This is a genomic window from Streptomyces cirratus (assembly GCF_014650775.1).
Lineage (GTDB): Bacteria > Actinomycetota > Actinomycetes > Streptomycetales > Streptomycetaceae > Streptomyces > Streptomyces cirratus.
On sequence record NZ_BMVP01000002.1, the window covers coordinates 955,981 to 969,030 of the forward strand.

The 13,050-nt window shown below is 73.1% G+C and carries 10 protein-coding genes and 2 pseudogenes; 6 read left to right on the plus strand and 6 right to left on the minus strand.

What is annotated here, in order from left to right; translation table 11 throughout:
* Positions 1 to 6: 6 nt before the first annotated feature.
* From IE207_RS09360 to IE207_RS09385, 6 genes and pseudogenes are all read right to left on the minus strand, one after another.
* A pseudogene (locus IE207_RS09360) lies at positions 7 to 247 on the minus strand (DUF397 domain-containing protein).
* Positions 244 to 1,068 (minus strand): helix-turn-helix domain-containing protein, encoded by an 825-nt coding sequence (locus IE207_RS09365; RefSeq protein ID WP_190183537.1) that lies wholly within the window; start codon positions 1,066 to 1,068, stop codon positions 244 to 246. Before IE207_RS09365 ends, IE207_RS09360 begins: the two are co-directional and overlap by 4 nt.
* Before the next feature lie 81 nt (positions 1,069 to 1,149).
* Positions 1,150 to 1,749: a GNAT family N-acetyltransferase gene (locus IE207_RS09370; RefSeq protein WP_190183538.1), complete on the minus strand. Its 600-nt coding sequence runs from the start codon at positions 1,747 to 1,749 to the stop codon at positions 1,150 to 1,152.
* Positions 1,746 to 3,809, minus strand: a complete 2,064-nt coding sequence (locus IE207_RS09375; RefSeq protein ID WP_190183539.1) for a penicillin acylase family protein — start codon at positions 3,807 to 3,809, stop codon at positions 1,746 to 1,748. The genes IE207_RS09370 and IE207_RS09375 overlap by 4 nt, the downstream gene beginning before the upstream one ends.
* 71 nt (positions 3,810 to 3,880) lie before the next feature.
* Entirely contained in the window at positions 3,881 to 4,381 is a 501-nt protein-coding gene (locus tag IE207_RS09380) for a DinB family protein (RefSeq protein ID WP_190183540.1), read from the minus strand.
* Between the two features lie 84 nt (positions 4,382 to 4,465).
* Positions 4,466 to 5,272, minus strand: a complete 807-nt coding sequence (locus tag IE207_RS09385) for a GNAT family N-acetyltransferase (protein ID WP_190183541.1) — start codon at positions 5,270 to 5,272, stop codon at positions 4,466 to 4,468.
* A gap of 66 nt (positions 5,273 to 5,338) precedes the next feature.
* Here IE207_RS09385 and IE207_RS09390 point away from each other — a divergent pair.
* From IE207_RS09390 to IE207_RS33945, 6 genes and pseudogenes are all read left to right on the plus strand, one after another.
* Positions 5,339 to 5,725, plus strand: a pseudogene (locus tag IE207_RS09390) (cupin domain-containing protein); the annotation flags it as partial.
* Positions 5,726 to 5,970: 245 nt separating this feature from the next.
* Positions 5,971 to 8,250: an MMPL family transporter gene (locus IE207_RS09395; protein WP_190183542.1), complete on the plus strand. Its 2,280-nt coding sequence runs from the start codon at positions 5,971 to 5,973 to the stop codon at positions 8,248 to 8,250.
* Positions 8,251 to 8,290: 40 nt separating this feature from the next.
* Positions 8,291 to 8,845, plus strand: a complete 555-nt coding sequence (locus IE207_RS09400) for a GNAT family N-acetyltransferase (RefSeq protein ID WP_190183543.1) — start codon at positions 8,291 to 8,293, stop codon at positions 8,843 to 8,845.
* 102 nt (positions 8,846 to 8,947) lie between these two features.
* Positions 8,948 to 9,529, plus strand: coding sequence for a hypothetical protein (locus tag IE207_RS09405; RefSeq protein WP_190183544.1), 582 nt, complete (start codon positions 8,948 to 8,950; stop codon positions 9,527 to 9,529).
* Positions 9,530 to 9,708: 179 nt separating this feature from the next.
* The gene (locus IE207_RS09410; RefSeq protein ID WP_190183545.1) at positions 9,709 to 9,882 is read left to right on the plus strand and encodes a hypothetical protein; all 174 of its coding nucleotides are present in this window, start codon (positions 9,709 to 9,711) and stop codon (positions 9,880 to 9,882) included.
* 79 nt (positions 9,883 to 9,961) lie between these two features.
* The gene (locus IE207_RS33945; RefSeq protein WP_190183546.1) at positions 9,962 to 13,027 is read left to right on the plus strand and encodes a helix-turn-helix transcriptional regulator; all 3,066 of its coding nucleotides are present in this window, start codon (positions 9,962 to 9,964) and stop codon (positions 13,025 to 13,027) included.
* Positions 13,028 to 13,050 lie beyond the last annotated feature (23 nt).

Here is a 13,050-nt window from a genome sequence, read left to right on the forward strand (position 1 = left end):
GAACGGTCAGTTTGCCGCGTCGCAGACGAAGGCGATCCAGGTGGCGGGGGAGACGGTCAGGACCGGCCCGTCGCTCACTTTGGAGTCCCGGACGTGCACGGCGGCGGGGTGCGCGGCGACCTCGACGCAGTCGCCCCCCCGCGTCGCCGCTGTAGCTCGACTTGTGCCAGTGGTAGGCGACTTCGAGGCAGTTGCCACCTTCGCTGCCGCTGTAGCTCGACTTGAACCAGGCCAAGGCGTGGGTCATGACTCTCCTAGCAGGTCATCCAGCAGGCGCTTGCTGTCCTCCATGGACAGCGCCTGGTTCCGCAGCATCCCATACTTGAGGGTGAGCGGATGGACCTCTTCGGGGTCGTCCAGCAGGAAGCTGACGCGCTGGCCTTCGATGTAGGCGAGCTGGTCGTGGTCGTCGGTCTCCAACAGAACCATGGGCCCGTCAAGGCCGGCATGGTCGCCCTGCCCCATGGGCATGATCTGGAGCCCAGGGTAGGAGAGATCGGCCAGTTCGCGCAGGTGACGGAGCTGGGCACGGAGCACCTCCTTGCCGCCGACGGGACGTTCCAGCACGGACTGTTCGATGATGTGGTGCATCATCGGCGGCCACGGCTTGCGGTCCAACAGGGACTGGCGGCCTAGCCTCGTCGCCGTCTGCACCTCGATCTCCTCGGGGGTGAGCGGCGGATACAGGCAGCCGAATACCGCCGCCGCGTACTCGGGCGTCTGCAGCAGTCCCGGGATGACCGAGTTCTCATACGAGAACAGGCTCTGCGCGTCGCGCTCGTGCGTGATGAAGTCGATCGCGAAGGCCGGGTACCGCTCCCGCCTCGGGACCTCCGCGAGGGCGACGGTCAACGCGCCGCCGGTGTTGAACAGCTTGTCCAGGACCGCCGCCATCTTCGGCTGGAGCAGGCGGCGGCCCTGTTCCATCGAGGCGATGGTCTCCGGGTCGATGAACAGGTGCTCGGCCAGCGTCACCTGGGTAAACGGCGTCTGCTTGCGATAGTGCTTGGCCAGGGCGCCGATGACCACCCAAGAGGCGTTGCGCAGGGGCTTGTTGGTGTGTGCCATGGCGCAGACATCCCCGATTGGCGGAGCGCTGACGCACCGTGAACCCGTACAACACCCGTACAGAATCGCTCCGTCGGCGGACTACGGGGTCGTGAGGAAGACGAGACGGGCCTTCTTCGCCGGGAGGAAGACCTCCGGGAGGTCGATCTCGGGGAGCTCGATCTCGGGGCCGATGGTGAAGCCCGAGTGCTCCAGCAAGGCGATGGCCTTGCCGTTGCGGGCGTCCGGTTCACCGACCAGGCGGCGGGCGCCGCAGCCTTCGAACACGTACGCCGTGAGGACGCTCACCAGGGTCGCGCTGAACCCGTGTTCCGGAGCGCCCTGCGCGGGGCCGAGCAGCAGGTGGATGCCGACGTCTCCGGGCTGCACCTCGTAGCACTCGCTGATCCGGTCCTCGGCGCAGTCGTACGTCTGGAACAGCGCGACCGGCTCCCCGTCGCGGCGGACGAGGAACGCGTGGTGGGTGGTGCGCCGGTCGACGTCCTCGTAGATCTCCTGGACCAGCTCGCGGCCGGCTTCGGCCATGCCCCAGAACCGGGCCCGTTCCTCGATGACCCAGCTGTGGATCAGGGCCGAGTCGGCGGCCGGGTCGACGGGGGTGAGGGTGACGGTGCCGAAGCCCTCGACGGCGCGGATGAACACGGGCTGCCGGGTGGCGGGAGCGCCGGAGGAGGCGGTCATGCGGATTCCTTGGTGAGTCGGGCCCAGTCGGTGACGACGGGGACGAGTTCGCAGCGCGCCCACAGGGGGAGCTGGTCGCGGTGGTGCGGGGAGCCGGTGACGCCGTCCGCGCCCAGCGGAACCGCCCAGAGGCTGTCCTCGCGCCGGGCCAGGTCCCACACGTAGCGGGCCGCCGACGCGCGGGCGGCGAGGTCGGTGAGGCCGGGGACGGAACTGGTGGCGTTCACGCAGTCGTGGTCGCCGCCGAGGCCGGGCCACTCGGCGTCCGGGTCCGGGAGCGCCGACCACGGGGCCAGCCGGTGGACCTCCGACCACGGTGTGTCGGTGGTGTGCGCGGCCGCGGTCTCCTCCAGGGCGGCGCGGACGTGCGCGGCGCGGTCCAGTGCGGGCAGGAGGGAGGTGGTGAGCAGGCCCTCCAGGGCGTAGCCGACGCGCGGGACCAGGTGCAGCCAGGGGTGGAACACCTCGGGGGCGGCGGGCGCGTCGGCCAGGCCGGCGAAGACGGGGTCGGAGGCGAAGCGGCGTACGGTCGCGGTCCGGAAGGCCGAGAAGACGGTGGCGTCGGTGGAGTCGGCCGCCATGTGCCGGTCCCAGGCGAGCAGGCGTTCCCTCAGCCGCTCCGCGTCGGGGGAGAGGCCTTCGAGCCCGGGCAGCAGGGCCAGAAGGGGTTCCGCCGAGGCCAGGTGGGTGTCCCGGTGTACGTCGGCCATCGCGGCCGGGGACCAGTCGGCCGAGCCGGAGAGCAGCTCGCGGATGCGGTTCGCGCGGTGCGGCGGCGCGAACTCGACGCCGAGAGGGGAGGCGATGCCGCGCGCGTTCGCCATGACGGCGAAGCCCTGGACCGGTTCGGCGGGGGGCTGCGCCCAGCCCTGCCAGGCGTACCGCGCCTCCCAGGCGGGCACCGGGCGCAGCCGGTTGGCGGGGTCGCGGTGCGGGACGGCTCCGGCGACCCGGTGCAGGAGCCCGCCGTCGGTGTCGGCGGCGTGGACCACGTTGACGGGTTCGGCCCAGCCGTCGAGGGCGTGGTCGATGTCGGTGACGGTGCGGGCGCGCAGCAGCGCGGGGAGGGCGGCGAAGCCGAGGTCGCGGCGGACGCGGGGCGGGTAGCGCAGGGACAGCGTCTGCTGCGCCGTGGGGGTGTGCGTGATGACCGGGCCGCGCGCGGTTTCCAGCACCTCGACGGTGACCGGGTCGGCGCCGGCGACCGTGATGGTCTCGGTGTGCCGGTGGACGGGCTCCCAGGAGCCGTCCGGGCCCAGCGCCTCGGTGCCGTCACCGTCGGCGGCCGGGCGCAACTGCTCGACGTACAGGTCCTGGTAGTCGGCCATGGCGTTGGTGATGGCCCAGGCGGCGCTGCCGGTGTGGCCGAAGTGGGCGAGACCGGGGACGCCGGGGACGGCGAGGCCGAGGACGTCGTACTCGGGGCAGGAGAGACGTATCTGCTGGTAGACGCCCGGGTCCTCGATGAACCGGTGGGGGTCGCCCGCGATGATCGCCGCTCCGGTGGCGGTGCGTTCCCCGGGGACCAGCCAGCCGTTGCTGCCGGCGGTGCCGGGGCCGTCGGTGGCGAAGAGGGTGGCGGCGTCGTCGCCGAGGGCGCGGGCGACGCGTTCGCGCCAGAGCTTGGTGGCGAAACCGGCGAAGAGGATGTGGGTGGCGATCCAGATGGAGAGCGGGACCCACGGCTCCCAGGGGGCGGGGCCGTGCCCGGTGCGCGCGAACCGCTCGTCGCGGGCGGCGCCTTCGGCGAGGCCGTCGTTGACGCCGTCGACGTAGGCGCGTACCCAGGCGGCGGTCTGCGGGTCGAGGGCGTCGTGGCAGCGGCGCGCGGTGTCGTCGAGCCGGGCCTGGCGGGCGAAGCGGTCCCAGGCGACGGCCCCGGGGCCGAGGAAGGAGGCGCTCGACCCCTGGGCGCGGTGCCGCTCCACCTCGATCTGCCAGGCCCGGTCCAGGGCGGTGACGCGGCCCTGGGCGCGGGCGAGGCCGAGGTGGTCGCCGGCGCGGAGGTGGGGGATGCCCCAGCTGTCGCGGTAGAGCTCCGCGTCGTCCGTGCTGCGCATGCTGGGGTCCCCCCGTGGTAGCGGCTTAGGTAAGGCTACCCTAATGCCCAGCGGCTATAGCGGTAGGGGGATCAGACGCCGACAGTGCCGTCGATCGCCTCTCGCAGGAAGTCGGCGTGGCCGTTGTGGCGGGCGTACTCGTGGATCATGTGCAGCATCAAGTGCCTGAGCGTGACCTCCGCCTCCCACCTGGGGACGTAGAAGCGCACGTCGATGGAGTCGGCGGCGGCCTCCACGGCGCGCGAGTGCTCGACCTCCGCCTCCCAGGCCCCGAACGCCTCGGCGCGGGTGGAGGAGGAGGCGTCGTAGGCGGCCTGGAAGTCGTGCCGGTCCGACCACACGTGCGGTACGTCGGCGCCGCCGGCCGTGCGGCGGAACCACTGCCGCTCGACCTCGGCCATGTGCCGTACGAGGCCCAGCAGGGACATGGTCGAGGGCGGTGACGCCGGCCGGCGCAGGTCCTCGTCGGAAAGGCCCTCGCACTTCATGGCGAGGGTGGCTCGGTGGAAGTCGAGGTGGGCGCGCAGACTCTCGCGCTCATCGGCGATCGGGGAGGGTGGGATGCGTTCCATGTACGGATCTTGCCGCGCGGGGGACCGCGGACGGAAGGCAGTTTCCTCCGGGGTTCCCCTGGCGGGCCGTCAGACCTGCCACGTTCAGACCTGCCACACGTACGGCACCGTCGTCCCCAGAACCTGGAAGCCGAGCCGCTCCAGGATCGGGCGGCTGTCGGCCGAAGCGTCCACCTGGAGGTACGGGATGCCGCGGCGCGCCGCCAGGCGGGCGCGGTGGGCGACCAGGAGGCGGTAGATGCCGCGGCCGCGCCACTCGGGGGCCGTGCCGCCGCCCCACAGGCCCGCGAAGGAGGAGCCCGGGACCATCTCCATCCGGGCCGCGCTGACCGGTGTGTCACCCGCCATCGCGACCACGGCCTCGATGGTCTCGGGCCGCTCCCGCAGCAGGGTGAGGACCTGCTCGCGGATGCGCGGGCGCTCTACGCCGAAGGCCCGGGCGTGGGCCTCCATCAGCAGGTCCACCCCCGCCTCGTCCGCCACCACCCGCAGCGTGATCCCCTCCGGCGGCTCCACCGGAAGCCCGGCCAGAGCGTCCGTCCGGGCCACCAGCAGGGTCTCGGGCGGCTCGGGCACGAAGCCCGCGGCGCGCAGCCGGTCCGCCAGGTCGGCCGGGCGGTCGTAGTCGTACAGCTTCCACTCGAAGCCCGCCGGCTGCCCGGTCCGCGCGTGCTGCCCGAAGTGCGCGATCTGCGCTGCGATCTCGGCGTCCGCGTTCCCCTCGTCCAACTCCGACCAGAGCACGCCGTTCCAGCCGAGCAGCCCGGGCACCGTCTGCCGGACGACGGAGCCCACCCGCTCGACCCGCGCCAGGGCCGAGTCGGGCCGTGCGTCACGGCGCATCTGAGCGTCGTACAGGGCACGCACCTTCAACAGGTCGTCACGGTCCATCGCAGTCGCCATCCGCCCAGCCCACCACCCGCCGCCGGTCCCGCACAACTGCATTAACCTCGCCCCGTGAACGACCACTCGACGCCCGCCGCTTCCGCCCCCGCCGTCTACACCGGCAAGGCCGCCCCCGATGCCGCCGCCGACCGTGGCTGGCTCCTCGGGCACTTCAAGGCGCCCGGCGACCCCCGCCACAGCGAGGACGTGGAGATCAAGTGGGGCGTCCACCCCAAGGGCGACGAGCGGGCGCAGTGGGTCACCGCAGAAGAGCGCACCGCCCTCCAGGTGCTGATCAGCGGGCGGTTCCGGCTGGAGTTCCCCGGCCGCAGCGTCGTCCTCGCCGAACAGGGCGACTACGTCGTCTGGGGCCCGGGCGTCGACCACTCCTGGTACGCGGAAGAGGACACGGTGGTCCTCACGGTCCGCTGGCCCTCGATCCCCGGCTACCGGGCCGAAGCGCCGTCGGGTGAGGTGTCCCGGCAGAGCGGCCCGGCTCCGGCTCCGGCCCCCTGTGACGATGCGCACGAAAGGGACCAACGATCACGAACCGCTGCGATCCTCGACGGTGGACTGTAAGGCCCCGGCGCAGGCGCGAGCCAGAACCGGCGAAGTTCAGAACTTCGGCCGGACCTTCACACGTTCAGGCGTTCTTTGCGACGGGCCGTCTCCCGTGAAGATCCGAACCACAGGGAGCACGTCCGTTGGCAGCAATCGCACGGTGGTGCGTCCGGCACCGCCTGGCCACCGTCCTGATCTGGCTGCTCGCCCTCGCCGGGACGGCAGTCGCCGCCGGAGCCGCCGGACCGGCGTTCTCCAACGACTACGAGGTCCCCGGAACCGAGTCCGGCCGGGCCACCACCCTCCTGCGCGAAGGCTTCCACGGCCAGGGCGGTGACACCGACACCATCGTCTGGCGGACCCCCGACCACCAGACGGCCCGCACCCCCGCCGTCCGGCAGCGGATGACGGCGGCACTGGAAGCGGTGTCACGCCTGCCCGGCGTCGGATCGGTCGCCGGCCCCTACGGCCCCCACCCCGGTCAGGCCGCGCAGATCAGCCCGGACGGGCGCACCGCCTACGCCGTCGTCACCTTCGACCGGCCGGCCGACTCCGTACCCAAGGCCCAGGCCGAGGCCGTGGTCCGAGCGGCCAAGAACCCGGCCACGCAGAGCGACGGGCTCCAGGTGGAACTCGGCGGCCGCGCCATCGCCCTGACGCAGACGCCCAGCGCCCACTACGCCGAGGCCGTCGGCGTGGTCATCGCGGCCGTCGTCCTCTTCCTCGCCTTCGGCTCCCTCGCCGCGAGCCTGCTGCCCATCGCCACCGCCCTGGTCAGCGTCGGCACCGCCTACTCCGGGACCACCCTCCTCGGGCACGTCATGCCCGTCGCCGACTTCGCCCCGATGCTGGGCACGCTCGTAGGCCTCGGAGTCGGCATCGACTACGCGCTGTTCATCGTCACCCGGCACCGCAAGGGCCTCGGCCGCGGCCTGCCCGTCGAGGAGGCGGCCGCACACGCCGTGGCCACCACCGGCCGCGCCGTGGTCTTCGCCGGGGCCACCGTCTGCATCGCGCTGCTCGGCATGCTGGTGCTGCGGCTCGACTTCCTCGACGGCGTCGCGATCGCGGCCTCCCTCACCGTGGTGCTCACCGTGGCCGCGTCGGTCACCCTGCTCCCCGCCCTCCTCTCGGTCATCGGCCCGCGCGCCCTCTCGCGCCGCGAGCGCCGCAGGCTTGCGGCGCAGGGACCGCGGCCCGAGGCGGCCGCCGGGTTCGCCGCCCGGTGGTCCGCCTTCGTCGAACGCCACCCCAAGCTGCTCGGACTCCTCGCCGCCGCCGTGATGGTGGTACTGGCGCTCCCCACCGCCTCCTTGCACCTCGGCACCTCGGACCAGGGCAACGACCCTGCCGCCTCCACCACCCGCAAGGCCTACGACCTGCTGGCGGGAAGCCCGTCGCGGGATGCGGCGCCCGGGTCGCCGGCCCCGGGGTTCGGCCCCGGGACGAACGGGCCGCTCACCGTCGTCGCCCGGCTCGACGGCGCCGGCGACCGGATCGCCGTCGACCGGCTGGCCGAGGCGCTGCGCACCACGAAGGGCGTGGCCTCGGCCGCCCCGCCCGTGTTCGACCGGAGCGCCGACACCGCCGTCCTGACCGTCGTACCGGACTCCGCGCCCCAGTCCCGCGCCACCAGCGACCTCGTCGACAGGCTGCGCCGGGACGTCATACCGCGGGCCGCGCGGGGCAGTTCGATGGAGGCCCACGTCGGTGGTGTGACCGCCTCCTTCGACGACTTCGCCGAGGTGATCATCGGGAAACTACCGCTGTTCGTCTCGGTGGTGATCACCCTGGGCTGCGCCCTCCTGCTGCTGGGCTTCCGGTCCATCGGGATCCCGGTCAAGGCCGCCGTCATGAACCTCGCGGCCGTCGCCTCCTCCTTCGGCGTCGTCGTCGGCGTCTTCCAGTGGGGCTGGGGCAGCGAGCTGCTAGGCCTGGGCCGCGCGGGCCCGATCGAGCCGTTCCTCCCCGTGATCATGGTGTCGGTGCTCTTCGGGCTCTCCATGGACTACCAGGTCTTCCTGGTGAGCCGGATGTACGAGGAGTGGCTGGAGACCGGCGACAACCGCCGCGCCGTCCGTGTCGGGCTGGCGGAGACCAGCCGGGTCATCAACTCGGCGGCCGTCATCATGATCTCCGTCTTCCTGGCGTTCGTCCTCAGCGGTGACCGGCTGATCGCGATGTTCGGCATCGCCCTCGCGTCCGCCGTCGCGCTCGACGCCTTCGTCCTGCGAACGCTGCTGGTCCCCGCGCTGATGCACATGCTCGGCGGCGCCAACTGGTGGCTGCCCGCGTGGCTGGACCGCAGGCTGCCGCGCATCAGCATCGAGCCGCCCGAATGCGGCGACCGTGCGACACTCCCGGCGCAGGGGGGCGGTGCCGGCGCCCCCTCCGCCACCGACGCCGCCACCGCGGCCCGGTGATGTCGGCCGGCCGATCCGACCGATCCGAAGGAAGAGCCTCATGTTCTCGATAGACCTCGCCGCCGACGCCCGGCTGTTCCCGCTGGAGATCTGGCACGCCGAGGAGTTCCTCGCGCACATGGACCGCGGCCGCGAGTACATCGGCGAGCACATCCAGCTGCCCGACTTCGTCACGGACCTCGACTCGGCACGCGCCTTCCTCTCCGCGTACGCGCAGAAGACGGCTGCCGATGGCGGACGGCTCTACGGGATCCGGGTGGACGGGAAGCTCGTCGGGGGAGTCCTCTTCCGGATCTTCGAGGCGGAGACCGGGAACTGCGAGGTCGGCTGCTGGCTGGAGCCCGCCGCGGCCGGCCGGGGACTGGTCACCGCAGCCTGCCGGATCCTCATCGACTGGGCCTTGCGGGAGCGCGGCATGCACCGCGTGGAGTGGCGCGCCTCCTCCGCCAACCACAAGAGCCTCGCGACGGCCGGGCGCCTCGGCATGAAGCGGGAGGCGGTGCTGCGGGAGAACTACCTGCACCGCGGCGTCCGCCAGGACACCGAGATCTGGGCGGTACTGGCCTCCGAATGGCCGGAACCCGCCGGGCGGTGACCGGGCCCGCCACTGGTGCGCCGTAACTCGCCGCCCACCTGGGCAGATGCGGCACGGCGACTTCTCAGGAACCTCTCAGAAACGCCGCCTACGGTGCCCCGCATGGAGACCACCAAGACCCCCGCCCCCGCCGACGCCGAGACCCCCGAGGACGTGACGGTGGCCGACAAGCCCGTCGACCTCGTCAAGGAGGACCCCGCCGAGATCGACGAGGCGGCCGAGACGGCGGCCGAGGCTGACGGAGCCGATGAAACGGACTCGGTGGAGGAGCGCGACGGCGGCGTCGGGGCAGCCGCCGGTGCCATCGTCGCCTCCGCGCTCGGCACCGTCGCCCTCAGCGGCAGCTGGATCTCCCGCGTCGCCGCCGAGCGCGAGAACCTCGTCAACCAGCTCGACCTGAGCGCCGGCGCCGACAACAACGAGAAGATCGCCGCGCTCTACAGCTCGCCGTGGCACGCGACCGCCCTCGTCAACGGCGTCCTCGCCACCATCGCGCTCCTCGTCGCCGTCTTCGTCCTGGCCCGCCCGGCGTTCGGCAGCCCCGGCCGCACCCTCCCCACCTGGGTCCGGTCCGTCGCCTGGGCGGCCGTCGCCCTCGCCGTCCTCGGGATCCTGCTCTTCGCACTCATGTACTTCGACGTCCTCCTCCCCGTCCCGACGGCCCCCGCCCAGCCCGCCGGCTAGGCACCGTCTTAGCTCCCCCTCCCCCCTCCCGCGGCCCGCCTCAGGCATCCACGGCCCCCGCCTAAGGCACCCCGGCCCGTACAGATGCGGCATGCGCCCGATGCGGTGGTACCCCCTGGGACGCGATTCTTGGACCACACCGAACGAGGTGTCCGAGAAACGCAACCAGGGAGTACGAGATGTTCGCCTACGAAATCGCCACCGCCCGCCGCGCCGACCTCATCCGCGAGGCCGCCGACTACCGCCTGGCCCGGGAGGCCAAGAAGGCGCGCCGCGCCGCCTCCTCACGGAGCCGGGAATCCGGAGGGGCATTGGTGACGAGCCAACGCAGCCGCTTCACACCGGCCGCGTGAACCGCCCGCACAGCGGCTCCACTGACCCGACATGACGGGCGCACCGATAACGACTGCCACAGGGCAGCACCCCTGTGCGATGCTCGATGCCGTGGAGACCAGATCTGTCAGCCCGGTGTTCGTCGGCCGAGCCGACGAACTGGCCGCACTCGTCGACGCTTTGACCCGCGCCGCCGGGCACGAGCCGCAAGCCCTCCTCATCGGCGGAGAGGCGGGGGTCGGCAAGACCCGGCTCACCGAGGAGTTCCTCGAGGCGGCCGGCCGCCGAGGCGCAGTGGTGGCCGTCGGGGGATGCGTGGAGATCGGGGCGGAGGGGCTGCCCTTCGCCCCCTTCTCGACCGCCCTGCGCAGTCTGCACCGCCGGCTCCCCGACGAGCTGACCGCGGCGGCCGCCGGCCAGGAGGACGAACTGGCCCGGATCCTGCCCGAACTCGGCGACACGCCCCGGGGCCCGCACGACGAGGAGAGCACCGCCCGGCTGTTCGAGCTGATGGCCCGGATGCTGGAGCGGCTCGCCGCGGACCGCACCATCGTGCTCGTCCTGGAGGACCTGCACTGGGCCGACACCTCCACCCGGCACCTCCTCGCCTACCTCTTCCGCACCCTGGTCAGCGGCCGTCTCGTCATCGTCGCCACCTACCGCGCCGACGACGTCCACCGCCGCCACCCGCTGCGCCCGCTCCTCGCCGAGATGGACCGTCTGCGCACCGTCCAGCGGATCGAACTGTCCCGCTTCAACCGGGCGGAAGTACGCCGCCAGCTCGCCGGGATCCTCGCCGCCCAGCCCGACGAGGGCTTCGTCGACTCCGTCTTCGAGCGATCCGACGGCAACGCCTTCTTCGTGGAGGAGCTCGTCGCCTGCCGGGCGAGCGGCTGCCACGCCGGGCTCACCGAATCCCTGCGCGACCTGTTGCTCGTGCGGGTCGAGGTCCTGCCCGACGCCGCCCAGCGTGTGGTGCGCATCGTCGCCGAGGGCGGTTCCACCGTCGAGTACCCGCTGCTGCGGGCCGTTGCCGGACTCACCGAGGACGAGCTGATCGAGGCCCTGCGGGCCGCCGTCGGAGCCAACATCCTGCTCGCCACGCCCGACGGGGACGGCTACCGCTTCCGCCACTCGCTGGTGCGCGAGGCCGTGAGCGACGACCTGCTGCCCGGGGAGCGGGCCCGCGTCAACCGCCGCTACGCCGAAGCCATGGAAGGCGACGACTCGCTGGTCCGCGCCGAGGAGCGGGTCATCCGGATGGCCACCTACTGGTACCACGCCAACGATCCGGCGAAGGCGCTTCCCGCGGTCCTCGCCGCCTCGGTGGCCGCCCGGCGCCGGCACGCCTACTCGGAACAGCTGCGGTTGCTGGAGCGCGCCCTGGACCTGTGGGAGAGCGCCCCCGCCGAAGTCCGCGACGCCCTGCGCCCGGTGGACTACACCGACGTGTACCCCCCGTGCGGCTGCGACCCGGCCACCACCCCGCTCGCCCGGCTCGACCTGCTCGCGGAGGCGACCGTCGCGGCCCGGTTCGGCGGCGAACGCGAGCGCGCCCTCAAGATCACCAAGATGGCGCTGCGGCTCCTCGAAGAGGACCACGACCCCTTGCGGGCCGCCTGGTTCTGGAACGAGCGCTCCTCTCTGGTCGCCGGCCTCGGCCGGGGCGACGGGTGGGAGGAACTCGCCAGAGCGCAGGAACTCGTCCAGGGGCTGCCCCCGTCGCACGTGCACGCCCAGGTCCTGGTCCGGGCCGCCGGCTGGGGCATGCTCCACAACCCCGGCCCCGGCAACCTGGAGGCCGCCGAACGGGCCGTCGAGTACGCGCACATGGTCGGCGCCGAGGAGATCGAGCTCAACGCCCGCATCACCATGGGCTCCCTGCTCGCCGATTCCGGGGAACGCGACAGGGGCCTCGCGGTGATGGCCGAGGTGAAGGAGCGGGCCTCCGCACTCGGCTACTTCATGCTCGCCGGCCGGGCCCACATCAACCTCAGCTCCCAACTGGAGAGCCTGGGAAGGTCCGCGGAGGCCGTGGAACTGGCCCAGCAGGGGGCCGAACTCGTCGGCAAGGCCCGGCTGCTGGACATCCAGGCCTGGATGTTCGGGAACATGGCGGAGAGCCTGTACAGCCTGGGCCGCTGGGACGAGGCCGCCGAGGCGGCAAGGCGCACGCTGCGGGTCGGCCAGAGCGCCGCCCCGCGCGGCTCCGGCGCCGCCCGCCTGGCCTACCTCGCCCTGGCCCGGGGCGAGCTGAGCGAGACCGCGACGCAGCTCGCCGCGGCCCACGCCCACTTCGGCACGCACGACACCCAGCCGCAGCACCGCATACCGCTGTACCGCCTCGCGGTCGGACTTGCCGCGGGGGAGGGCCGGATCGCCGACGTCCGCGCGGAGGTCGCCGACGCGATCGCCGCCGGCTTCCCGCTCGGCCACCACCGCTACGCCTGGCCGCTGCTCCTGGCCGCCGCCACCGCGGAAGCCGACGCCCGGGGCCTGCCCGCCGCGGACGCGGGCCGCGACGCCGCCGTGGCCGTCCTGCGCGACGCCGCCCGGAACCTGGCCACCCCGGTGCCGGTGTGGGAGGCCCACGCCGAGTACCTCCGGGCCGAGCTGCTCCGGGCCGAGGACAAGGACACCGTCCGCGACTGGACCTCGGTCGTGCAGGCGATCTCCCCGCTGGACCGCCCCTACCTGCTGGCCCGGGCCCGCCACCGGCTCGCCGAGGCCCGGCTGGCGGCCGGCTGCGACCGGGAACAGGCCGCGCCCCTGCTCCGCGACGCGTACGCCACCGCCGAGCTGCTGGGCGCCCGCCGGCTGAGCGAGTGCCTGGTGCTGCTCGCGCAGCGGGCCCGCCTCCCGCTCACCGCCGCCGAACCGGCCGGGCAGCCGGCCGCGCCGGATACGGACCCGGCCGAGGCGCTCGGCCTGACCAGCCGTGAGCGCGACGTGCTCCGGTTGGTCGCGACGGGCAGCACCAATCGGCAGATCGCCGAGGAGTTGTTCATCTCGCCGAAGACGGCGAGCGTGCACGTCTCGAACATCCTGGCCAAGCTGGGCGTCTCCGGCCGGGGTGAGGCGGCCGCCGTCGCCCACCGGCTGCGGCTGTTCGGCCCGGCCCTCCACCCGGCCCCGCCCGCCCCGGCCGTATCCGGCCGGGGGTGAAAGCCCCGCCGGATACTGCCGGG